Origin of the sequence: Oceanobacillus rekensis (assembly GCF_002153375.1) — a bacterium.
Lineage (GTDB): Bacteria > Bacillota > Bacilli > Bacillales > Amphibacillaceae > Oceanobacillus > Oceanobacillus rekensis.
In genome coordinates this window covers 87,936-110,880 of the sequence record NZ_MTBQ01000005.1, presented here as the reverse complement: position 1 = coordinate 110,880, position 22,945 = coordinate 87,936, and the positions used below count along the sequence as shown (strand labels likewise).

At 36.5% G+C, this 22,945-nt stretch carries 21 protein-coding genes and 1 pseudogene; 6 read left to right on the top strand and 16 right to left on the bottom strand.

Annotation, left to right across the window (positions count from 1 at the left end):
* Positions 1 to 23: 23 nt before the first annotated feature.
* The 8 genes from BV906_RS13600 to BV906_RS19530 all read right to left on the bottom strand — a co-directional run bounded on the left by BV906_RS13600 (position 24) and on the right by BV906_RS19530 (position 9,811).
* A complete protein-coding gene (locus tag BV906_RS13600) occupies positions 24 to 1,295 on the bottom strand; it encodes a ComEC/Rec2 family competence protein (RefSeq protein WP_087974183.1) in 1,272 nt (423 codons plus the stop codon).
* A 510-nt stretch (positions 1,296 to 1,805) separates the two neighbouring features.
* On the bottom strand, positions 1,806 to 3,179 hold the full coding sequence (locus BV906_RS13595) for a flagellin N-terminal helical domain-containing protein (RefSeq protein WP_087974182.1): 1,374 nt from the start codon (positions 3,177 to 3,179) through the stop codon (positions 1,806 to 1,808).
* A gap of 603 nt (positions 3,180 to 3,782) precedes the next feature.
* The gene (locus tag BV906_RS13590) at positions 3,783 to 4,595 is read right to left on the bottom strand and encodes a DnaD domain-containing protein (RefSeq protein ID WP_245844145.1); all 813 of its coding nucleotides are present in this window, start codon (positions 4,593 to 4,595) and stop codon (positions 3,783 to 3,785) included.
* A 286-nt stretch (positions 4,596 to 4,881) separates the two neighbouring features.
* Positions 4,882 to 5,442, bottom strand: coding sequence for a sigma-70 family RNA polymerase sigma factor (locus tag BV906_RS13585; RefSeq protein ID WP_087974180.1), 561 nt, complete (start codon positions 5,440 to 5,442; stop codon positions 4,882 to 4,884).
* A gap of 207 nt (positions 5,443 to 5,649) precedes the next feature.
* The gene (locus BV906_RS13580; RefSeq protein ID WP_087974179.1) at positions 5,650 to 5,853 is read right to left on the bottom strand and encodes a hypothetical protein; all 204 of its coding nucleotides are present in this window, start codon (positions 5,851 to 5,853) and stop codon (positions 5,650 to 5,652) included.
* 577 nt (positions 5,854 to 6,430) lie between these two features.
* Positions 6,431 to 7,876, bottom strand: a complete 1,446-nt coding sequence (locus tag BV906_RS13575; RefSeq protein WP_087974178.1) for a carbon starvation CstA family protein — start codon at positions 7,874 to 7,876, stop codon at positions 6,431 to 6,433.
* A 624-nt stretch (positions 7,877 to 8,500) separates the two neighbouring features.
* Positions 8,501 to 8,938, bottom strand: a complete 438-nt coding sequence (locus BV906_RS13570) for a CHRD domain-containing protein (RefSeq protein WP_087974177.1) — start codon at positions 8,936 to 8,938, stop codon at positions 8,501 to 8,503.
* Positions 8,939 to 9,664: 726 nt separating this feature from the next.
* Complete coding sequence (locus tag BV906_RS19530) at positions 9,665 to 9,811, bottom strand: hypothetical protein (RefSeq protein ID WP_176330355.1); 147 nt, start codon at positions 9,809 to 9,811, stop codon at positions 9,665 to 9,667.
* 402 nt (positions 9,812 to 10,213) lie between these two features.
* Between BV906_RS19530 and BV906_RS13565 the strand changes: the two genes are divergently transcribed.
* Entirely contained in the window at positions 10,214 to 10,531 is a 318-nt protein-coding gene (locus BV906_RS13565; RefSeq protein ID WP_087974176.1) for a hypothetical protein, read from the top strand.
* Positions 10,532 to 10,723: 192 nt separating this feature from the next.
* On the opposite strand, the pseudogene BV906_RS13560 reads toward BV906_RS13565, so the two are convergent.
* Positions 10,724 to 10,942: pseudogene (locus BV906_RS13560) on the bottom strand (UDP-glucose 6-dehydrogenase); the annotation flags it as partial.
* A 309-nt stretch (positions 10,943 to 11,251) separates the two neighbouring features.
* Here BV906_RS13560 and BV906_RS20270 point away from each other — a divergent pair.
* Positions 11,252 to 11,551 carry a zinc-ribbon domain-containing protein gene (locus BV906_RS20270; RefSeq protein ID WP_087974318.1) on the top strand — a complete coding sequence of 100 codons (300 nt, stop codon included), beginning with the start codon at positions 11,252 to 11,254 and terminating at the stop codon, positions 11,549 to 11,551.
* 237 nt (positions 11,552 to 11,788) lie between these two features.
* Here the strand turns inward: BV906_RS20270 and BV906_RS13550 are convergent, their stop codons facing one another.
* On the bottom strand, positions 11,789 to 12,079 hold the full coding sequence (locus BV906_RS13550) for a hypothetical protein (protein WP_087974175.1): 291 nt from the start codon (positions 12,077 to 12,079) through the stop codon (positions 11,789 to 11,791).
* Positions 12,080 to 12,270: 191 nt separating this feature from the next.
* Here BV906_RS13550 and BV906_RS13545 point away from each other — a divergent pair, with 191 nt between their 5' ends.
* Positions 12,271 to 12,939, top strand: a complete 669-nt coding sequence (locus BV906_RS13545; protein ID WP_245844132.1) for a DUF3889 domain-containing protein — start codon at positions 12,271 to 12,273, stop codon at positions 12,937 to 12,939.
* Positions 12,940 to 13,266: 327 nt separating this feature from the next.
* Here the strand turns inward: BV906_RS13545 and BV906_RS13540 are convergent, their stop codons facing one another.
* The gene (locus BV906_RS13540; RefSeq protein WP_087974174.1) at positions 13,267 to 14,751 is read right to left on the bottom strand and encodes an MFS transporter; all 1,485 of its coding nucleotides are present in this window, start codon (positions 14,749 to 14,751) and stop codon (positions 13,267 to 13,269) included.
* A 1,277-nt stretch (positions 14,752 to 16,028) separates the two neighbouring features.
* On the opposite strand from BV906_RS13540, the gene BV906_RS13535 reads away from it, so the two are divergent.
* A complete protein-coding gene (locus BV906_RS13535; protein WP_087974173.1) occupies positions 16,029 to 17,105 on the top strand; it encodes a peptidoglycan recognition protein family protein in 1,077 nt (358 codons plus the stop codon).
* Between the two features lie 254 nt (positions 17,106 to 17,359).
* Here BV906_RS13535 and BV906_RS13530 read toward each other — a convergent pair whose 3' ends face one another.
* A complete protein-coding gene (locus BV906_RS13530) occupies positions 17,360 to 17,653 on the bottom strand; it encodes a hypothetical protein (RefSeq protein ID WP_140321997.1) in 294 nt (97 codons plus the stop codon).
* 112 nt (positions 17,654 to 17,765) lie between these two features.
* Here BV906_RS13530 and BV906_RS13525 point away from each other — a divergent pair, with 112 nt between their 5' ends.
* Positions 17,766 to 17,966, top strand: a complete 201-nt coding sequence (locus BV906_RS13525; protein WP_087974171.1) for a hypothetical protein — start codon at positions 17,766 to 17,768, stop codon at positions 17,964 to 17,966.
* A gap of 88 nt (positions 17,967 to 18,054) precedes the next feature.
* The gene (locus BV906_RS13520; protein WP_087974170.1) at positions 18,055 to 18,372 is read left to right on the top strand and encodes a hypothetical protein; all 318 of its coding nucleotides are present in this window, start codon (positions 18,055 to 18,057) and stop codon (positions 18,370 to 18,372) included.
* A gap of 411 nt (positions 18,373 to 18,783) precedes the next feature.
* Here the strand turns inward: BV906_RS13520 and BV906_RS13515 are convergent, their stop codons facing one another.
* Genes BV906_RS13515 through BV906_RS13500 form a run of 4 tightly spaced genes read right to left on the bottom strand, consistent with a single transcriptional unit; the run spans position 18,784 to position 22,726 of the window.
* Positions 18,784 to 20,031 (bottom strand): acetyl-CoA acetyltransferase, encoded by a 1,248-nt coding sequence (locus BV906_RS13515; protein ID WP_087974169.1) that lies wholly within the window; start codon positions 20,029 to 20,031, stop codon positions 18,784 to 18,786.
* Positions 20,032 to 20,053: 22 nt separating this feature from the next.
* The gene (locus BV906_RS13510; RefSeq protein WP_087974168.1) at positions 20,054 to 21,358 is read right to left on the bottom strand and encodes a 3-hydroxyacyl-CoA dehydrogenase family protein; all 1,305 of its coding nucleotides are present in this window, start codon (positions 21,356 to 21,358) and stop codon (positions 20,054 to 20,056) included.
* A gap of 44 nt (positions 21,359 to 21,402) precedes the next feature.
* Complete coding sequence (locus BV906_RS13505; RefSeq protein ID WP_087974167.1) at positions 21,403 to 22,053, bottom strand: acetyltransferase; 651 nt, start codon at positions 22,051 to 22,053, stop codon at positions 21,403 to 21,405.
* A 16-nt stretch (positions 22,054 to 22,069) separates the two neighbouring features.
* On the bottom strand, positions 22,070 to 22,726 hold the full coding sequence (locus tag BV906_RS13500) for a winged helix-turn-helix transcriptional regulator (protein WP_176330354.1): 657 nt from the start codon (positions 22,724 to 22,726) through the stop codon (positions 22,070 to 22,072).
* Between the last annotated feature and the right edge of the window lie 219 nt (positions 22,727 to 22,945).

Below are 22,945 nucleotides of genomic sequence, written 5' to 3'. Positions count from 1 at the left end.
TCCAATATACGAATTACCTAAACTTAAGTAGCTGTAAATGGATTTTTCATAATAGTATTTTCGGTAATTTCATAAACTATAGAACCTACTTCCCTTGAGTTATCAAAATCAACATCATATTCATTTAGTAAATCGGTTGCCTCCTTATGTGGATGATTAAAGCCCTTGTGATTCCCAGCTGAAATAAATGCATAGGATGGATGGAGTTTATTCAATAAAACCTTATCAGTACCAGTTCTACTCCCATGATGTGAAACTTTCAACAAATAATTATTTGATTGTCCCTTGATAACACTATTGGTAATCGGAAATCCAGCATCTCCACTTAACAAAACCTTACTTTCTCCATATTCTAACTTTAATACAATTGAACTGTCATTTAAATCGCTACAGACTGTTTTGTTACAAGTATCAGGCTTTGGGTTTAATACAGAAATTTTAACCTTACCTTCATAAAAGGTATCTTGTTTATTTACATTTATATGATTTGCAATTTTCCTATTTGCAACATCCAAAAGCTCTTCTACTTTTTTACCTGAATGTACATAATCAAAATTTATTATGAAACTTTCGAATACAAGATCTCCATAGTCTATTATTTGTGCAGCACCTCTTATATGGTCTAGATGCTTGTGTGTAATTAATAAACCTTTTATTTTCCTTGAATGTATCCCATTCGATTCTAATATTCGAATTATGTTATTAATATAGTCTGTAATTTTCCTCCCTGAATAAAAGTTAGTATCTATTATGTACACACTTTTGTTTGGTAATATTAAAAGCATCGAATCACCTTGGCCAACATTAAAACAATAAAGTAATATTTTTTCTTCTTCTCCATGTTCTTCACTATTCAATAAGGCTAGCCCTTCATCATTTATATTATCCGTTAAGCTGTCTCTATAAGGGGAATCTAGCTTAGATTGATTTAAAAGAGTTTGAAAAGTCGGTGGTAAAATCTCAGGAAGTCTGTAGTCTGTAAATACATTCGTTCTAAGCGAATAATATTGACCCTCTACAATACTATCGCTAAACTCAGAATCACTTATATTCCCTAATGTTGGATATTTCATTCTATAATAATTGTAATAATCACTAGAAAGAAAAGTTGCTGGAAATAGTATTCTCCGTAAATGATATGGAGGAAAGTAAGTTGAATTTATATCTGGTATTAATAAAGCACCGAATAAATTATCACTTTTAAATTCTTCATTACTATTTTTGGTTATTTTTGGAACAGCATAAACCTCATCTACAAAAAAATTAAATGAATCTCCTCTAAGTAAATTATCCAAATAGTATTTCCCCTCTATCAAATAAAATTTTATAAAAATAACCCATTCTCATAAAGCTAAATAAAGTAAAATGATTCTATTTTAAAAAGAGACCCTAGCCAAAGCCAGAGTCCCTCCCAAAATTCTAATCTTATTGTAATAATTGTAAAACACCTTGTGGTTGTTGGTTGGCTTGCTTTGCCACTACGTCTTTCAATCGTAGAATAGACTATATCTTCACCCTAAAATCTCTAGGGGCTGGGCACTTCGAATGATCATCGTTTGATCACCCTACGAATCTCATTGCCTTAAGTTTAACTGTTAGGCAGTACATTCTAGTCGTTGAACCTTCGCCAGGTTTTCACCACAGGCGTTTGGCTGCTGATTATCCATTGTTCCATTGCTTTGTTTTTCAAACCATCACGTCTGCCGTTTCCAGCTACGTTGTGGTACAAAACACTTTAGGAAGTTCCAGCAATTCACCCAGTAATCCTCTAATCCGTTACCAGATTAGACGCCCTTTCCATCAAATTACTGAAGAAGTTGTAAAACTCCTTGAGGCATTTGTTGGGCTTGAGCTAACATACTTTGTGCTGCTTGTGAAAGGATGTTGTTCTTAGTGAATTCCATCATTTCTTTCGCCATATCAACGTCACGGATACGTGATTCTGCAGCAGTTAGGTTTTCTGCAGAAGTACCTAGGTTATTGATTGTGTGATCTAAACGGTTTTGTACCGCACCTAGTTTAGAACGTTCAGCAGATACTGTGTCGATAGCTGATTGGATAGTTGTGATTGCTGCATCAGCTGATTTTTGTGTAGAGATGTTTAACCCTTCACCAGAACCAACTGTTATTTCAGCTCCTGCTGTTTGTAATGCTGTACCAGTTGTAAGTACGGTTTTATTAGCATCTGAATAAGACTTCCAATCCTGTCCATCATCTGACGTAGCTACTAAGTCACCCTTGTCATTTAACAACCCATTACCAGTACTAATTGCTGCATGTTCTGTTCCAACTACTGTATATGTTCCATCTGCTAGATCGACACCAGTGGTAGCAGTAGCTGTTGCGTTTGCCACGCCACTTCCATTAACTTCTACACTTCCACTAACAACCGCATCAGCAAATGCATAAGCAGCATCAGTACTTTGAGTTGCAGTAGCTAAATCTTCCTTAGATGAACTTGCAGAGAGTGTTTGATAATCCTTCCCATCCGCACTAACTGCTACAATATCACCTGAGTCATCTTGTAAAGCATAGTTAACAGCAACATCAGCACTATTAGCATTGTTTCTAACAGTAGAGCCTTCATCCAGTTTAGTGACATTATATGTTGTATCATTAGTCAAACCTGCACCAGCAGTTGAAGCAATAGCGTATGATGCACCTTCAACTCCACCTACGTTTAGTGCACTTGCACTCATATCATTAATTTCAACAGATAAGTTTTGCCCTTCATTAGCTCCAACATGGAAAGTTCCTTCAAATTCACCATTTAATAGGTTCTTTGTGTTGAATTCCGTGTTTTCAGAGATATCAGTTAAAGCATTTGCTAACTGATCTACTTCTTTTTGCAACTCAGCACGGTCAGTATCTGTATTCGTATCATTGGAACTTTGAACAGCTAATTCACGCATACGCTGTAGAATTGCATGTGATTCGTTCATTGCACCTTCAGCAGTTTGGATCAAAGAAATACCATCTTGAGCATTACTTTGAGCTTGTTCCAAACCTTGAATTTGTCCACGCATTTTTTCAGAGATTGCAAGCCCTGCAGCATCGTCTCCAGCTTTGTTAATTCCAAGACCTGAAGAAAGCTTCTCCAAAGAATTTTGTGTTGCTGATTGATTTGCCCCTAATTGGCGGTGTGCATTAATAGCAGAAATATTGTGATTAATAATCATGTTTCCTTACCTCCGTGTTTTTTATTTTACTAGCAAGACCTATCCTTGTGAAATGCTAGTTTTATAATATCTCCTGAATCAGGAGTTATTACCATCGTTAATGTCTCCACGAACAATATTGAATTCGGGTGGAGCTGTGATTCTGAGCTTAAGAGCGTTTTTCACGCTTCCCTTCGCCTTTACCACTTTTACTTCAATTTCTCTACCTTAATCGTCCTGGATAATTACTTTTTCTCCAGGCTTTCTATCTTTCTATCTATCATCAGTGCCATGGCATAACATCCTCCCTGATGACTCATTACTTATATCGACATAACTTTTAAATGTTTAACTGTTTTTGTAAAATTTACTTCAAAATATTTTTTTATTCTCTTTAATATTCTAACGGTGAGAAGCATCTATATTCTTACATAATTTCCCTCTACCATCTAAAAAGCTTTGCTTTTTAGATACCTTCACAACCACAATCGAAACGAAATTGCCTTTGGTGGCATAAAAAATAATTAAAATCCATCCCACTTAAAAATACCCCATCTTTCAATCTCATCTCGATTTTATTTATAGAAAGCAATTCAGTTGCCAGTTTCAAAACAACCAACCCCATCAAGCATTCGCATACTCCCTCAACCTCCTTGCAACTTCCGCCACCTCCTTCTCCACATTCACATTCTTATCCTCGTTCTGCTCTCTCTTCGGCTTCACCCTATGCTTCCCCTCCCTAAACCAATCCGGCACCACTTCCGCTACACCAGAACCACCAGCTCGCTGTCCACTCGAACGACGCGTTCCTTTTCTTTCCCGACGACGCCGATACTCCGCTTCCTCTGCCTTAACATCCTCCACATTACGAATTCCCTTCTTCGCCCAAGAATCAAGAATCGCCTTCACATATCCCCAGTTCGAACTTCCGCGTTCCAGTGCACGCTTCATGGCAAATAAAACTAACGACTCACCTAAATCATTGATCCAATGAATCATATCCTCCGCAACATATGGGCTAACCAAACCGAAATTCTCTTGGAAAAATTGAATCGCGTCTGTTGTATTTGTAGTATCGTTTTGTTTCGTTTCTTTTAGTTTAACTAATGGGTCAGCATTGCCGCTCACATCGGGGGCCAAATTGCGGTCCATACTGTGGGTCAAATTACGGTTCACCATGTAGACCGCACTCCCGTCCTTAATCTCGCTCACTTCGAAACTCTCTTCATTCCCCTGATCCATCACCCTATCCAACGAGACAATTTGATAAGCCGCTGCACGATTCCCACCTTGCGAATTGACACAAATATATCCCTTCTCCCGCAATTCTGTCCTCGCTCGTTTAAATGTACTTTCAGTTAAATTCGCTTTACAGCAGAGCACCGACATCGCAACCGTAAACTCCTCCCTCCAGCCTGCTCGATTATTGACATGCATCAACACATGCCAAAGATTCGCTGCCGCAGCTGATAATGGATTCGTCTCTAAATGGGTATAAAATGCATTCACTTCTTTTATGTAATTCATCGTTTCCACCCTTTCAAGTTAAATAACTCTCTATGATTATGAAGAGAAGCTGCTAGAAAAATGCTAAAGAATAGCTAGTCCATTCCCTAACAACCTCTCAAATTCTATTAACCTCTCGACAAAATTATACAAATATCAGGGAGTGACAGGCACCCGCGTCGCACCCAAAGGTAACAGGCAGGCACCACGCAAACCGCTATTCCTCCAAGGAAGCAAAAGTACCTTCCCCATACTCCCCCTTCAGTTTCTTCCGCGCTTCTTTCCCCCAGCTTTTTACCGCCTCTATAGTTGCATTTTCCTGCTCCGCAATTTCCTTTAGAGGCATATCCAAAATGACGTAATAATACACCCATTTCCATTGCTTCTCGGTGAGCATGCCCTTGATCTCCTGCCAGTGGGCATCGTCAGCCAACTCTATACCCTCACCCTCAGTGACGAGCAATTTTCCGCCGCCATAAGAATTCCCTGAAGATCCCTCGAGCAAATGCGCTTGTTGGACCTTCTCATCCCGCTGACCATCATTCGTCTTTTTTCGCACCAAGTCGATGAGGCGATTGCGAATGGTATAGTTGAAATAGGTAGCGAGTGGGCCTTTATCCGGCTCGTATTTCTTGTAAGCCATCCACATCGCATACATTCCCTCTACATAAAACTCCCGATGAACATCGCGAATTCCTAATCGCTGAATGTGATAATAAATCCTCCTCTCATTCTGTTTAAAAATATCCTCAAACGATAAATCCTGATTTTTCTCCATGTTGACCTCCCCTTTCCGGGACAATGAACCTGTCCCTGCGTCCCCTATAGAACGCAAAAAAACCAGATAATCCTTCTATTAGAAGTGATTATCCGGCCTGGGTAATTCTTAAGATTCCTCGCTCGGTATAATTTGGTATTTAATTTTTACATATAATAAGTGAAAATTTCGATTCATACTTGTTCTTACCCAGACCTTAAGTCAACCTTAATAATCTACCATTACTACTCCCTTACCATCTGGGTATAGTTTTCCACGTAATAGCTTAAAAGTAGGTTTACTTAATTCAACTTCCCATACATGCTTACTTTTTATACATTTTACCTGAACAGCCCCACATGCTCCTTCTTTTTTGTCCATTAACCTGTGTCCACACATAGGACACTCAATTCTTTTTGCTTCCTTCATCATTGGATTTCCTCCTAATATATTTGAAGCTTCATTATAAGAAGCCTCATAATAATATGTATACAAGAACAAAAGTTCCCATAAATGAATTAGTAGCCATCTGTAAAATATTACTTTTAATCGTTCCAACTGACAGCTGAAGTTGAAAAAGTTCGGTGCAGGATGTCTAAGGAGGTTTATAGTAGCTTGTTATGTTTTGACGTTAAGCTAGCTATTTTCATGGATGTTAAAATATGTATCCCATTGTATTACCTTATTCCAAAAAATAAAGCAGGCAAATATACTTACCCTTACCATAGTTATATAGTACCACGGAAATATTAAAATTATATGAAAATAATGTTAAATTTTATTTATAATCTAATAGGTTAACCAGCAATATAAAACTATTTTCAATCTTTCTAGAAACCACACCCCCAAGCCGCATGATATATAAGTCTATATAAAAAAACACCCTCCCGTTCAGTTACAAAAGAATAATGTAACTAAACGAAAAGATGAATACAACGTTTAAACCAATAAGTAACAATGAATCAATCCAATTGATGCACTTTAGTAGGGGTCTAACACAACACCCTCACTACGAAGCACGACCAACAGCAACCTCACTATCCTTCACTTTTCTCTGCTTCATCAACCTACTTACAAACCAAATCGCAACAACAACCCAAAGTATAGAACCGAGCATCATCGAAATGCCATAACCCATATTAAATCCTTCTGGTGCGTAAAAGACATAGGTAGTAACAACTGCTGTCATAAATAATGCCGGTATACTACAAATCCAATGGAACTTGTAATTTTTCACTAAATACATCGCACCTGTCCACAACATCACCGTTGCAACAAGCTGGTTTGTCCACCCAACATAGCGCCACAAGAAATTATAATCAATCATGGAAAGAAACAGTACTGGCAATGCAACAGGAATGATAAGTAAAGCAACTGTCCCTTTCTTTTTTAAATCTTTTTTCGTGATTTGTGTTAATAAATCCGCAAGCATCATTCTCGATGATCGAAGTGCCGTATCACCTGTCGTAATTGGAAGAATGATGATTCCAAAGATTGCTAGAATTCCACCGAATGTGCCAAGGGTAGAGATGCTGATTTCACTTACAACCCCACCAGGACCACCTACTGCTAGTGCTTCCTGAAGACCTGAAGTAGTGCCAAAGAATGTCATACCTGCTGCAGCCCAAATTAATGCGATAACACCCTCAACAACCATCGCACCGTAAAATACTTTCCTACCTTCACTTTCCTTTTTCAAGGTACGTGCAATGATCGGACTTTGTGTAGAATGAAATCCAGATATCGCACCACAGGAAATAGTAACCATCAACAACGGCCATATCGGCATATCCCCAGGATGTAGATTATTTAATGTTAAATTAGGTATCGGTGTCTCGAAAAAGAACATCCCAATCCCAATGGATACAGCCATAAAAATAAGAATTGCACCGAAAAACGGATAAAGCTTCCCGATAATTTTATCAACTGGAAGAATGGCAGAAAGCAATAAATAAACAAAAACGATAAGCAAGCATGCCGTGAAACTAAGTGGTGTTATAGAAGAAACCAATTGCGCAGGCGCCGCTGTAAATGCTGCAGCCACTAAAATCATCAAGAAAATGGAAATAATCGTAATGAAAAATTTCGCATATTTCCCTAAATATTTTCCGACTAGTGTTGGAAATTGTGCCCCACCATGCCGGAGTGACATCATGCCAGAGAAATAATCATGGACAGCTCCAGCGAAGATACAACCAACAACAATCCAAATAAATGCGACCGGTCCGTATAGAGCACCTAATATGGCACCAAAGATTGGCCCGGTTCCAGCAATGTTTAATAATTGGATCAAACTCCCTTTCCACCATTTCATTGGTACAAAGTCTAAACCGTCTTGTTTGGAATAGGCAGGTGTCTCCTGTCTATCATCAATCCCAAAAATTCGTTCAACAACCTTACTATATATTATATAACCTACAATCAAAAATAAGATAGACCCGATGAATGTTATCATTGCTGCAACCCCTTTGCCTATTTAAGTAATACGCAATATATTACACAATATTTCTACAAAAAGCAATGCATTTAATGAAAATTTTCTCATAATTCCTAATAAAACGTTTTCATTCGTTTATCACTTACTATAAGTATTATTTATTAATAACAATCTTGATAATAATTTGGGATAAGTTGACAAACATGGAACTAGTATACGATATATTGCATTTTTAGATTGTTAAATTTATGATTCTTGTTTTATCGTTTACGTGGATTTTTCCGCCGCAATCACTAGCTCAAAACTCCGCACAAGTGGCTCAATTTATCTGCAATACTCACATTTGATTACGGCCACGTGATTTTACCACCCTTGCCATGTCTTTCACCAGTGTTCGCCAATGAGTTTACCACTTATTGCCAATTACCAATGGGAGTCACGTCAAGAAAGTGCGGATATATAACGTTAAGGATATTGAAAGATAAAAAGCCTAATCTCTCCTTATTTTAAACGAGGAATTAGGCTTATGGTCTTCAACAATAGCGCCCTATTGCGTAAAATCAAAATCTATTAAAATATATCAAATCCTGTGCCTGTCTTTCACCCATTAAGAGGTGGGGAACAGACAGGCAAAATAGACACTTAGTATCTTTTGTGAATGGGAATAATTTGACCTCTAATTTCCCCACCAGGATTTTGTTCGGTATGAGCATTTACATACGTCAATCCTTTTCGCATCAGTACTAGTAAGTCATTGACATTTCTTACACCTGCGTCATTAGGAACGATGTCCTTATCTGTAATAACTCCCGTAACTACTCCTCGGCGAGTGGTTATCCCATTTTGATCTTCTAAAGTCGCTAGGTCAGCCCCAAAAAGGAAAGTGAGAACAGGTCCATTTTCACCGCTGGCTCCAAAGTGAATATGTGCTTGAATGAAATTTCTAATATTGTTGACCTCTAGCTCAAATTCAATTTTTGTACAATCCTTATTAGCAAGAAACTTAGCTACTCCAAAAGCATCCGTCTTTACTGGAGGTACTTCGTTTATCCCTCTTAACTTAGCGATAAATTTCTCCATAAATTTCACCTCCTTTCTATACGGTATGTAAATCGAAATAATATTGTATAGGTAAGAAGATTAAGGGTTAAAAAAAGGCGAATGATAGGGGTTATAAAATTCAAGTAAAAGTGGTTTTGTATTTATCTTATGGGCAGAAGCCGAAGCTGGTCCTAGAATTGACTTGCGTTATGATACTCGAGTTCAATCTGTTAATCAGGAAGATGATCCTGCTTGGGTTGTAACGGATAAGGGTGAGACATTCCGTACTGTTATTTCCAAGAGTAGATAGGTTTTATTTTCTAACTCTTATAGAACCTCCCCTTTAATTTCTCTAGGGATTAGGCGAAAATAAATTGGTAAGGTCACGCAACTACAGTAATAATATTCTCCAACAATCTATCCCGTTTGCGGAAGACTGATCTTATTGAACAACAATCAAATTTGTATAACAACTTAACATTAAAAACCTATGATATTTTACCCTTGTTCATTACACCTGAAGGTAGGAAGTGGTAAACAGGCTGTCATTCATTGGTACACTTTTTGTCATTCAGTGGTAAAAAACATGTCAAGGATGGTACATTTCGCTGGCTGTAATCACACATTTTCAGAATGGTGCTAATTATTCTGAGATAATGGTCAATTAAACATCGTCCTGGTTAATATCCAATTAATCACCTCATTTCTTACATAGAAATAGACCTCCTGATTTCAGGAAGCCTTTAAATATTTTCTGAGTATTCACTAGTTCGCACTTTGTTCCAAATCATATAAATAACTTTCATGGTGTCTTATTTTCTTCCGTATCTTTTCTCTTACCGCTGCATCGATGCAATCTTGATAAATTGTATTAAAATACATCAATCTGAACCTATGCCATAGTTTGATCATATACACACCACCTACTATTATTATCAACAAGTTATGCCTAAAATAACATAGGTATTTTTATTTAAGTTCACGACATTAATTTACTTTCTTCCATTACACCGACAACATTATTCTTGTATAAAATGCCTTTTCTCTTAGATTTAGGCTTTTTAAATAATTTGAAGCCAAAACCATTTAAAATGAACACCACATGATTTCACTTTTCCCTCCACCCCTATCGATTCAAATTACTTAAATAGGTATAAGTTAATCGAAACCTAAATCCTTTGTAATAATCCGAATAAGCAACCCCATAAAACCGAAACTAGTAGATAACAAAACTATACAAAAACTTAATAAAGATAACGTAGATTTATACTGCTTCAACATGCTATCATTTATATAAAAATTGGAGGTTATGATATGGATACAGAACCAAATATATTTTTCCCTGATGAACTATTAGAAAAAATGAAATTAGAAACAACTATATTTTCACCCGAAAATGAATTTTTTGCAGTTGCAGCTCTTTCTGAGGAAGTAGGTCCTACTCTTGTTCTACATTTATATCAATTAGTGATCGATGAAGATGGTGGATATCAAGCGGTACAGGAATTGGCTGCCTTTAGTTTCCAAAGCCGGTTGAATCTCGAAGAATTTCTAGGCAGGCTGCCGGAGATAAGTGGGTTGGAGATGTTGATGCTTTTGAATCCATTACCAAGTGGTAGCACCGTTAACTGATTTTACTTCTTTGGAAAACAGGTCCTGTCCCCTATCGCTTCACAGCGTTAAAGTGGTAGAGACAGGCACTGTTATTTCCTGTAAAAAAACTACTTTAAAATAGTTGGCGTCGGAAACCTGTTGAGAACTGGCCCTAAGTCCTTTTCAGACCAAGGTGCCTGCCCCAGTGTTCCAGGCCCGGCGGTCAATTTATTAATCCCTACTAAACAAATCTCTCGTATACACCTTATCCTCAACTTCCCGTAAATCATCTGACAATCGATTTGCAACAATTACATCTGAAACTCTCTTAAACTCTTCAAAATTATTAATTACTCTAGAATTATAGAATGTCTCTTCATGAAGTGCTGGCTCATATACAACTACTTCAATCCCCTTAGCTTTAATTCGTTTCATAACACCCTGAATTGCTACCAGAAAAACGAAATAGCGAATGCGGAATGGGACTAACCCCATAGCTCTCGAACAGCATTGTCACTTATCGACTTTATATTTACAATAACTTGTCTATATTTCCCGGGAAATGACGAATTAGCACGTCCCTAGCCTAAAGCTGTTCAATCTGCAATAAAAGTTACACATTGATGGAGCTTCAAAATAAGCAAGGAAGTCTTCTGCAACTTCATCCTCATCATTCAGTAAGCGAGCAAGGCCTGTGAGCTTACTGAATGATGATGGTCAAGCTGCGATTGCATTCTTATATTCTAGTGGTGTCATTCCATTCAGTGTTTCCTCTGTCTTCGTCTAAACATTTCTCAAAAATACTTTAGCACTTTAAAGCGGTGGGGGTCAGGCTCCTGCATTTGTGATGAGTATATTGTTTGGCGGTGTAAGGAATGTGGCCATAATTGGGAAACTCAAGCTAAAAACCGAACTATTCATCATACAGGTTGTCCTAAATGTCATGAACGGTATAATGTTGGGTATCCAGAACTGGCTAATTACTTTTACTTCAAGGAAATATTTAAAGATGCTCAACTTAATACGATAATTGACGGAATTGAAGCGGTGGGAGTCTGACCCCGGCATTCCTTCGTTAGAAATCCCACTCGCTATTTATTACGAGCTTGCACCTTCCGCACTGTCAAGCATCTGAATTCTCAGCTCAATGGATACACAAAATATGGCAAAAACCGTTGGGACGCGGTGCCTGTCCCTTTGTCCCGAAAAATTCATCTGAAATTTATGAATGAAAAACAGACCCCTAGTAGAGGTCCTAGAGGTCTGTTACTATTTTTATACCTATATTCATGCCCTTTATTGTTCACTATCTTCTTCTGTTTCAGTCTCAGTTTCAGCACCTGTATCGGCGTCATCATTCATTTCATCTTCAGTCTCTGTTCCGCCTTCAGTTCCTGTTCCATCTTCAGTTTCTGTCCCATCTTCAGTTCCTGTTCCATCATCCTCCATCTCACCACCAGGCTCCTCTGCCGGAGTTTCTACAGGTGGAGTTGTTGGTTCTTCAATTTCTTCCGCAGGTTCATCACCACAAGCAACTAAAACTGCTGAAGAAAGCAGGACAATTCCTAACCATTTAAAATTTTTCATATGAATCATTCCTTTCTAAGAATGTAATGATTATATAATGACTATTTCCCATAATTAACATACATAAAACTTGGAAATTATTATAATTTGATTACAAAAAATATTTTACTATTACAGCAACTGTCACAAGTTAACCTTATAAAATCATATAGTAACAAGAAGGTTTAAGTTTATGACAGGAGGTAAGTAAGATGATGCACCCTTATTTTGCAAATATGCGATATTTAAATCAACCGGTAATCCCTTATCCAATAAATCCATATATCTATCCTAATCCTATATATAATGAAGTGGGTTACTCCTATGATAATAATGGTCGTCAACAAGCAATAAAAGGCCAGGCAACCTGGACTGAAGGTGGACAAGTAACAATATGCGATATCCCTTGGTCAGATAACGAATACATGACAGCAGCAGTTGGAGAAGATTCCCCTTATCAATGTGGGGACACCATTAAGATTAGAAATGTTTCGGCACCTGTAGGCAGGGAAATTCTCGTAAAAGTCGTTGACCAGGTGGCTGGTTACCCATCTAACAGGATTAACCTGCACCGAAGAGCTTTTCAAGCATTGGGAGTAAATCCGAATGTTGGCGTTTTTAATATTGAGATCTTACCTTATCCACAGTTAGAAGTGGATAAATGGGGAAACTATTTAATGGAAGTTACGCAAACAGCATATCCGGGCTATAACATAACGAATTATGCACATTTAGGTAAATCAGAGATTTCTGCTTCACAGACAAAAGAATCCTTTGAATTTATTCTCCAGTCACCACAGGAAACAATCCGAGTGCAAGGAAATGTTATTTATAATCCAAACACAGATCGAATCGTTTCATTTGATATTAAAGAAATCTAAGGTTTAGAAATATGCGTTTCCATAAAGCTTGGTCGTATCTTTTTTAAAGCAGAATTTTATAAGTCGGCATGGTTCTAAATATAAAGAGCTTGCGGAGAAGGAATTATCGCTCTCCACAAGCTTTCGTTTCTACCTTTATTTCACTAACGATGGAGGTCAGACACCTGCATTTCAATCACGGCCATTTATTTTCATCGAAACGGTCAAACGGTTTTAAGTGTAACGTTGACACTCTATGTGATTCCTATGATCGTCAGAATTAAAGGAGAGTAACCCTTAAGGTTCACTCTCCTTTAATCTTACATATAGCTCATTAACGCGTTGGGGTTAAACGACCCTCTTTGGATTATCGTTATTTTCCTTAGCGTTGTTTTTAATTTCTGCAATCGCTGTTTGAATCTCTTTCATTCGCTTATCATCCAAATCATAATATTTCATAGCAATCAGTGTACAAATCCAGCCAAGAATCGGAATACCGAATTTCATCACTAATGTCATAATCAGCAATGCTACAGTAAGCGTTTCTCCCAGTTGAGGAAACTCATCTCGATAGCCAATAAAGAATAATAGAAAACCGACGAGTGCTGGCGCTAATGAAGAGATTAGCTTATCTACAAATGAGAAAATGGTTCCCATCATACCAGGCACATAGCGACCAGTTTTATATGTCTCGTAATCGGACACATCTGCAATCATCGGGATTACAATCGCGGGAGTAAGCGACGTAGAACCCATTCCTAAACTATACAAGATAAGGAAAATAATCGTCGTGATCCCGATATTCGTCAGAGAAATCGCTGATGGTTCAATTACCAACAAGAAAATGGCCAGTAATGAAAACGAAATAAGTCCCAACCAAGTAGCTCTTACCAGTGTCGATTTCAAACCAGCTCTTGTCGCATGCCTTACACCGATAAAGGTTATTAAAAGAGACGGCACAATGGTGATCAATGAGATTGTTCCACTGAGCGCATAATCGCCAAGCATAATTCCGAAGAACATAATGATAACAGCTGGCTGGCGAATAAGGGAACTAGCAAGCTTGTCCGTAGAAGCGGCTAAAACAAGCATTTGCATCGGTCTGTTTCCCTTTAGTATTGGCCAGTAGTCTCGGAATCTTGTTTGAACACTCTCCTCTGCTAAGCCATAAAACTCTTTACGATCTTTATTCCATAGTGCAATTACAGCTAATATCGTAAACATACCAGAAAGGATAATTGCATATGTGTTTAATTCTGTAAATAACCCCTGATTAAAATCACCATGTTTAACAACAAGGTAGGAAGCTACGAAAATTTGTCCACCTGTGAAGATAGCAATATTGTAGGAAGCATCGAATACGGAAAATAACGGTCGTTGTTTCGGATGATTCGTCAATACGGTTTGTGCTGCTTTCGTACAAGCTGTTTGCATCGTATAACCGATAATATAAATTGCATATATGAAAACAAAAAATAAAAACTGCATGGATTCTGGTAATAGATGTGTGACGTTGTACATAATTAATAACGTACCAGCGAGAATAATATTCCCCATAATCATCATTGGTCTAAACTTTCCAAACTTCGATTCTAATTTATCGATAAAGAACCCAATAATTGGATCCGTAATACCATCAAATACTCGCATTAACGTTAGGATTGTACTAACAACAACGACAGATAAACCAGCTATACCCGTTGCATAATAGGATACAAATCCAATCGCAAACATGTATAAATTAGTTGCTGTATTATTTAGTGTAAAGAAGGCAATTTGCCATAGCTTTGCCGTATTATATTCGTAACCACTATCCATTTTTAAATTTGACATATTTTTTCCCCCCTGTTGTCTATTACTAACTGGCATTTGCCCATTCCATCCTGAAAGCTAACTCTCCCTATCCATTCGAATTAACCCCTGCATTAACGCGAAACATAAAAATGGGTAAAAGTCCTAAAAACTAAACTAGCTCACTGCTCTGCACAGCAACGATATAACGCTTACATTTTAAACCTAAATGAATTTAAAAATACAAGATTCCCCTGAATTAAATACGCCTCATCACTTGTTAATCACTCCAATAATTTCTATCCCCAGCCCCTCATAATATTATTTGTCAATCAAACAAACTAAATACTTTTCTTGATTATAATTGAAAGCGCTTTAACAATCAAGTACTTTTTTAAAGAGTTAAAATATTAAAAACTGATAGATCAATCATTAAATCACGTCCATTAACAATATATTAAAAATACGGACCCACATTTTTGAGTCGGCTTATTTAATATATTAGAAACTAAGCCTAATCGCAACCACTTCAATCCTTCCCAGTAGACAGAGTTCCACGTCTAGTTTTTTCTAGCGTTTAAATATTCTTTTTTTAGGAAATTAAAAGATACTAGAAATGCTTAAACTGTTTTTATCCTTAGACTTCCTAGTTATGCGATTGGTAGGCGAGAAGCATAACAGTGCGTGCAGGCACCAGGATCTATGAACGGATACCTTCATTAATCTTCTAAAATTCCTATCGCTACTAGAATTGGAATAAATTCATGTATAAAGGATATAGATAAAAGGAGAAGTGCAACTAACACTCCTCCCGCAACCACTACCGTCTGGGTGATGGTTGTCAAACAACTTTATTTGTTCCTGAGAACCACCCTTTTGCTTGCGACGGCGCGGGGTGGTTTTCTTTTGGTCAAATACGTTTTTTGAAAAATATATGCCGCGCTTTTACGAACAATACCTTTCATAATTTCACGAATGACTTCCATTTGCCACTACCTTTCCCCACCATAAACCCTTTACACTTTAGCGCTTTAACGGCGGGGTTCAGGCACCTGTATTCTTTAACACTTTAAAGCATTGGGTGTCTGCCCCATTGAACACCCCTTCTTTCAATCTAATTTCGATTGTAGTTATAGAAATCCACTTTATTCCTCCATAGCCCCAAAAACTGCTTCAATGAGAAAAAGGCACAGAAGCAAAATGAAGAATTGCATAGAAAATGGTTGAAATAAGGAATCCAGTCAGCTGCTTATCTAGTACAAACAACTAGTCCAATCAGGCGGCTCGTTTTTTAAATAATATAATAAGGAGGTGTTAAGATGGTGCTTATTAAAAAGCAACTCGTCTACTCAAGCCGAAGTGGGTACACCGGAATCAATGGTAGAAAGTTTATCACCATTCATGAGACCGCCAATACAAGCCGTGGTGCAGATGCACAAACACATGCCAATCTACAATCTAATGGTTTTACCGCATCCTGGCATTGGCAAGTGGACGATAAAGAAGCTATACAATCGTTTGAACACACGGCTAGGCTCTGGCATGCAGGAGATGGTCGTGGTGATGGTAACATGAATTCTATCGCCATTGAAATTTGCGTTAACAGGGACGGAGATTTCAAACAGGCGGTTGAGAATGCAGCGGAATTAGTTAAGAAAATCATGAAAGATGAGGGTATTCCACAAACGAATGTGGTTCAGCATCACCGCTGGAGTGGTAAGAACTGTCCGACTAACTTACGAAATGGGAGTAAAGGAATTGATTGGGCTGACTTCAATCGGATGATCAGTGGTGCTAGTGGAGATACTTCTGAAGGTCAACCTGAGCAGCCAGTTAAGTCCCCTAGTCCTAGTACACCTAAACCTAAATGGACAAAAGTAACTGGTAATTGGACTGGTCAAACTCTTGGAAACGGTGAATACGGTGAACCTGTAAGACAATTACAGACGAAACTTTCGAACAACAATCCACCATTCTATCCAAATAAGCAAGCTAATAACAATGGGATTGATTCCTATTACGGTGACGATACGGAAGATGCTGTAAGGCGATTTCAAAGTTATTACGGTCTAACCGAGGATGGATTAGCAGGTAAACAAGTGTATAATAAACTAAATAGCAATAAAACGCCTCCAAATAGTGGAACGTCTCTACCCAACACTGTTTATCGTGCAATTAGACCATATCCTAGCGGCAGCGGTGTTAGGGCTGTACAAGAGACACTAGCAAGCGTTTATTACTACCCGGATAAAGGTGCGAAGAATAATGGGATTGATGGAGTTTACGGTCCCAAGACGGCTGATGCGGTTAGAAGGTTCCAGTCAACTCATGGATTAGCGGCAGACGGAATATACGGACCTGTTACTAAGAAAGCATTAGAAAAAGTGATGAAATAAATTAAATACGAACTAGCTTTTCATTAATGTTAAAGCCCTTTGATTGTGGGAATAATCGAAGGGCTTATTTTTTAAAAAACAAGAAGCTCCACCCTTTCCCCAACTTAGGCTTACAGGTTCTCTGTCCCTATAACCCTAAATCTTATTAAAATGCTCCACACTTCTTATCATCGGTGTACAATCCAGAAAATCTGAATGCATCAATCAATTTCAAAGATGAAATTCTTCTTACCTACATAGGGTTTCACCATATTCTAATCAATGTTTCCTTGTCCTAGTGGCAATGCATCATGCTTTTCACTAGAATCGACAAGGTGGAAGTAGTTTGTATAGGGATGAAATTTTTGCAAATGCTGTTGCAATCGATCCTTGTCCCCCTTGAGTGCAATAAATGCATGACTGACATCAATATTTAATAGGAGCTGCAAGGGCTGAACGATCTCTGAGAATAGGTAGGGGTTTTCAGCAGAGAAAATCCCTTTAATGGTATCCTCCCAAAGAAAACAAACCTCCGAAATTCTAAGTATCTCCTCCACTCTTTGTCGCAATTCCTTTCTGGCACGAAGCGTCGGGGGTCAGGCACCTGCATTTGAAAGCAGGATATACACTTGATTCTAAATAGATTAATAGGTAAAATAAAATTAAATAAGGAGTGATAAAATGGAAAATCAAAAAAGACGGATCCATTGTGGAGTATGTCACGTACCATTACAAGATAATGATGCTGTTTTCATGGATGAATTGAATACGGTGACACACCAAAGCTGCTACAGTTTAGAGACAAACTTACCTATTAAAGACTTGGGAACATACAAGCAAATTATTACAAATAATCATTTTTTCAATGAATTGTTATATTAAATCTAATCTTCAAAAACGGGTCTTATTGCTTAACACCAATCATTTCAAAATCAAGCATTATTTAACTTAAAAAGTGGAGGTTATGAATATGTATGCAGAACCAAATGTAGTTTTCCCAAAACAACTATTAGAAAAAATGACATTAGACACAACTATATTCTCACCTACAAATGAAATTTTTGCAGTTTCAGCGCTTACTGAGGAAGTAGGTTCTACTCTTATTTTACGTTTATATCAATTAGCGCTTGATGAAGATCGTATATATCGACCGGTACAGGAATTAGCTGCCTTTAGTTTCCGAAACCGGTTGGAACTCGATGACTTTCTAGGTAGACTGCCGGAGATAAGTGGGTTGGAGATGTTGATGCTTTTGAATCCTATACCAGATGGTAGCACTTTTATTTAATTTTACTAATCGTGAAACACATTTCGTTTAGAGTCTTCATTCTTGCAATACATAATGAACTACTATAGCCCATAGATTAACGTTGCTATCTATTACTTCTTTCGCTAAAAATATTATGCTTATGGACATTAATACTTTAAAGTGGAGGGTCAAAGCGGTGGGATCCGAATCATTTCAAACATCAAACATTATTTAACTCTTGGAATTTCATCAACCCAACATAGTGGAGGACAGGCACCAGAGATTAAGGAGAGTAAATCCTATGATTTACTCTAATTTTTAATTATACACTTTAGCGCTTTAAAGCGGTGGGGGTCTGACCCCATAGCCCCCCTATGGCAAATTAACGCATTGGGTGTTTGACCCCATATCCCTCAAAATAAAACAGAAAAAGATAATTATCTAATATCTTTATTCTTTACCTAAAATGAATGCATAATTAGTAGTGGCGCTGCCACCTATATTTAACATCATTCCATTATCACTTTTTTCTAGTTGATAAGAACCGGCATTATTAGTTAATTGTTTATATAAATCCAGGAACATTCTTACGCCACTTGCACCTACTGGATGACCACTGCCAATAAGTCCACCACTTGGGTTAATTGGCTTCTCTCCATTAAAATCGGTTATTCCCTTTTCAATTGCTTCATATTCTTTACCTGGATCTGTAATCCCAAAAGCAGAAATTGCTGCATATTCACTTGAGGTAAAGCAATCATGAGTTTCAAAGAAATCAATGTCGTCTACTGACAATCCAGAACGATTATAGGCATCTTCAACCGCTTGTCTTGTCCAAGGTAAAATATAAGGGGAGTTATTATTATCTTTCATTTTCTTTTCAAATAGCATAGGTGCTACCCTGTGGCCATATCCTTTTACTATGGGAAATTCTTTTTCATAGTTTTCTTTCATGTATTTTTCTGAAGCTAAAACTACTACAGCAGCTCCGTCTGTAACCTGTGAACAATCTGAGACAGCTAACCTACCACCTACTGAAGGGTTAGTTTCTGTGCCCCTCATTTTAGCTTGTTCTAAATCCATAAACCAGTTTCTAGTTTGTGCTAATGGATTTCTTTTTGCGTTATTGTAATTTTTATTAGATATAATAGAAAGACTATCCATAAATCTTTGCTCATCTAATTGATATTTTTCAATAATCTCATCAGCTAACTTGCCAAAAAGTTTTGGGAATGGAAAATCAATACCTTTCCCTTCTTTTTCATAATATGCTGCTCTACCTAAAATATCTCCACCAACTTTAGAGTTAACGGTCTTCATTAATTCCCAACCTACAACTATAGCTACGTCATAATCGCCGGTTTTCACTTTAGTAATAGCAGCATCTAAAGCAACAGATCCAGATGCACAGGCCGCTTCATATCTTGCAGTTGGGACACCATAAAAAGAAGAATCTACTTCTGTGATTAAGGCACCAATATGACCTTGTTGTATATATTCCTCAGCTATAAAGTTACCAACATAAAAAGCAACTTTATTTTTTGAATTTAGTTGACTTATATCCTCAAAAGAAATACCTACATCATCTAAACCATCTGTTATAGCTTCTTTTAATAATGCAATTTCATTTTTACCCTCTTTACTCCAATTCCGTTGAAAGTCAGTTTGAGATCCACCTAATACATATACATTATTCATCGTTACACCCCATATTTATAAATTAATGTTTCGCTTGGAAAAATCTACGGTAATCGTATTTTGATGATGAGATATCCGAAAATAATTGTTCAATCTCAACTTCATTCCAGATTGCTTCTGGTAATCTCTCTTCTGCTAAAGTTACAAAGTTCTCTATACCAAATAATGCTTGTACCATTCCTAATGGAGGACACCAGCCAAAGCCAGCAGCCATAACATCGTCTGCTGCGTGAATACTATCACCTACATATTTTGAAGTAATTAATGAATATACAACATATTTTAGTAGGAACTCTAAACATAACTTTGCCTCAAGACTACTATCATTAATTAATGTATTGAAAGCTGAATTATAATCTCCTACTCTCAATGAATCTACCATCTTATTTGTAAAAGATAAATTATAATTTTTAACTTCTCTATATTCATTTAATGAAATATCATATACCAGATATTTCTTAGTCCCATCATTTGAAACTATAGTTTTATATAATCCACCATTTGTTTTCTTTCCAAGAATTCCTTTATTTACTAAATAGACTGCGAAGTTGGGCATAATAAATGATTCTTTAGCATAGTCATTTGTATTATCATATAAATTATCAACTATTGCTTGATGAACATCCAATCCTACAAAATTCGAGGTAACTAAAGGTGGCATACTTCTACCTGTAAATGGTCCTAGTATGGAATCAATATAATCAATACCACCTTTATGTTTATATTTTTCAGCGTATTGCAGAGTCTCATTTATAAATTGAAATCCGATTCTATTTCCAAGAAAGGCAGGACTATCTGTTACTTGTACTACTGTTCTATGTAATTTACTCCCTACATAATCTTTCATATTATTTAAAAGTTTTTTTTCTGTGTACTCCGATGGTATTATCTCACATAAGGTTAAATTATAAGGAGGGTTAAAGAAATGAACACCCAAATAATTCTTTCTAATATTTTCAGGAAATACCTCAGCCAACACCTTTATAGATAATCCAGATGATCCTGTACAGATAATTGTATCTTCATCTACCCAGCTAGATATCTCATTATTTATCTTTATCTTAGTATCTAAATCTTCTGCAACACTTTCAAATATTAAATCAGACTCCCTAATACAGTCTTCAAGCATGGAATAATCTGCTGGAATTAGATTCTTCTTAACAGAATCAGCTTTTACTGAAGAAGCTATATTTGCCATAGCCTTTTTTGACTTTTCAATTGTACGACTTACCAAATATACTTTTACTCCTCCAAATGAAGCAAAAATACCAGAAACATTAGAACCCATTGTGCCATTTGCGCCTAGTACTGTTACGGTTTTAATCATATTTAACTCCTTTAAACATTAATTTTATTTGTTATTAATAAATCTTAGTTTTCGTGAAATTTAATAGGCTTTGCAGGCATTCCTACTGCCGTACAGTTTGCTGGTAAATCTTTTACTACCACTGCTCCAGCTCCAACGATTGTATTCTCTCCTACGTTTATTCCTTGGATAATAGTTGCATTAGTTCCAAAGTCTACTCTCTTATTTAAATTAACACCTCCAGAGATAGATGCATTCGGAAGTAAAGTGCAGAATTCATCAATAATAGTGTCATGGCCTATTGTACAATTAAGGTTAATAGTTACAAAATTATTTAACGAGATATTACATGTTAGAATATTGCCTTCACAAATAATGATTCCTTCACCTAGGATATTTGTATTACTAATACCCACAGTCGGATGAATAATATTTGGAAAGCCTATACTATCTATATGCTTAATTTTATTAATGATTTTTTCCTTGGCTCTTGGTGAACCTATACCTAAAGAAACACTTAACTCCTTATCAAAATCCTCAATCCATTTGCTATCACCTAATACTGAATACCCATTTAGTATTTTCCCAGTATTCTCCACGTTATCATCTATAAAACCAAGTAAGTTCCATGTAGGTTTTTCTGCATTTATTTGCTCAATTAGTAAAGCTACTTCTCTTGCAAATCCGCCAGCCCCATAAATAACTATGTCATTCATTATTTTTCCTCCTATGTTATCTCTCAAAAACATTTAAAATATTTTCTTCAGGTACTTTTAGTGTTTTTAACTTCTTCCTTATTTGTTGCTCATAAGTATAGCTTGTTATTAAAATAATATGATTACTATAATTAAGTTTTCTAGGATCAACTATTTCATAACCTAATAATTTATCCCCTTGTTTTTTATCATCATCATCAATAATTGCAGTAATCTTAAGATCTGTATCACCTCTTTCGTTTATTAAATTTATTACTGTTTCAGCTACTTCACCTCCACCATATAACAAAATATTATTAATTTTTTTTGATTCAATCTTTGTGAAAATAAAATCAAAGCTGTCTTTTGCCAGGTTATAGAGTTGTAATAGTTCATATACGTATGTCATCAATAAGTATTTTTTCCTTTTTATTCCTCTACTTGTAACTATATAATTAACATTTCTACTTGACTTTTTGTCTTTGACTAGAAATTGCTTTTCCTCTAATTGTTTTATATATTGATTTATCATCGACGTTGCTACACTGAGCTTATTTGACAACTCTTTTTGCGTAATGTTCGTATCTTTATCTAACATTTCTAAAACCATCAATTCCTTTAATTCTGCAGTTGGGTGAAAAAGAGTTGTATTCTTTAATATATCTATTGGACTCCCTCCAAATAATATAATCATTCGTTCGTCGAACGAATGATTATATTGTACCATAATTATGTAATATTCTAAATCCAAGTTTCAAAATTTTAATAACAATTCTAATAATACTTTCGGCATTATTCTTATAAGTAATAAATAAGTTAGAGTCTAATTGTAACAACTTGTATTTTGGTCCATTTATTGTACTTCCATAAATAAAAATAAATACTGCCAGTTCTAATAGAGTTTTAAAACATA

Excerpts from the sequence above, each read along its gene's own strand:
- BV906_RS13535 (WP_087974173.1), top strand. The coding sequence starts at position 16,029 with ATGGTGCTTATTAAAAAGCAACTCGTCTACTCAAGCCGAAGTGGGTAC.
- BV906_RS13550 (WP_087974175.1), bottom strand. The coding sequence starts at position 12,079 with ATGAAAAATTTTAAATGGTTAGGAATTGTCCTGCTTTCTTCAGCAGTT.
- BV906_RS13500 (WP_176330354.1), bottom strand. The coding sequence starts at position 22,726 with ATGATTATATTATTTGGAGGGAGTCCAATAGATATATTAAAGAATACA.
- BV906_RS13515 (WP_087974169.1), bottom strand. The coding sequence starts at position 20,031 with ATGAATAATGTATATGTATTAGGTGGATCTCAAACTGACTTTCAACGG.
- BV906_RS13585 (WP_087974180.1), bottom strand. The coding sequence starts at position 5,442 with ATGGAGAAAAATCAGGATTTATCGTTTGAGGATATTTTTAAACAGAAT.
- BV906_RS13575 (WP_087974178.1), bottom strand. The coding sequence starts at position 7,876 with ATGATAACATTCATCGGGTCTATCTTATTTTTGATTGTAGGTTATATA.
- BV906_RS13570 (WP_087974177.1), bottom strand. The coding sequence starts at position 8,938 with ATGGAGAAATTTATCGCTAAGTTAAGAGGGATAAACGAAGTACCTCCA.
- BV906_RS13545 (WP_245844132.1), top strand. The coding sequence starts at position 12,271 with ATGATGCACCCTTATTTTGCAAATATGCGATATTTAAATCAACCGGTA.
- BV906_RS13540 (WP_087974174.1), bottom strand. The coding sequence starts at position 14,751 with ATGTCAAATTTAAAAATGGATAGTGGTTACGAATATAATACGGCAAAG.
- BV906_RS13590 (WP_245844145.1), bottom strand. The coding sequence starts at position 4,595 with ATGCATGTCAATAATCGAGCAGGCTGGAGGGAGGAGTTTACGGTTGCG.
- BV906_RS13505 (WP_087974167.1), bottom strand. The coding sequence starts at position 22,053 with ATGAATGACATAGTTATTTATGGGGCTGGCGGATTTGCAAGAGAAGTA.
- BV906_RS13580 (WP_087974179.1), bottom strand. The coding sequence starts at position 5,853 with ATGATGAAGGAAGCAAAAAGAATTGAGTGTCCTATGTGTGGACACAGG.
- BV906_RS13525 (WP_087974171.1), top strand. The coding sequence starts at position 17,766 with ATGGAAAATCAAAAAAGACGGATCCATTGTGGAGTATGTCACGTACCA.
- BV906_RS13565 (WP_087974176.1), top strand. The coding sequence starts at position 10,214 with ATGGATACAGAACCAAATATATTTTTCCCTGATGAACTATTAGAAAAA.
- BV906_RS13510 (WP_087974168.1), bottom strand. The coding sequence starts at position 21,358 with ATGATTAAAACCGTAACAGTACTAGGCGCAAATGGCACAATGGGTTCT.
- BV906_RS13595 (WP_087974182.1), bottom strand. The coding sequence starts at position 3,179 with ATGATTATTAATCACAATATTTCTGCTATTAATGCACACCGCCAATTA.
- BV906_RS13520 (WP_087974170.1), top strand. The coding sequence starts at position 18,055 with ATGTATGCAGAACCAAATGTAGTTTTCCCAAAACAACTATTAGAAAAA.
- BV906_RS19530 (WP_176330355.1), bottom strand. The coding sequence starts at position 9,811 with ATGATCAAACTATGGCATAGGTTCAGATTGATGTATTTTAATACAATT.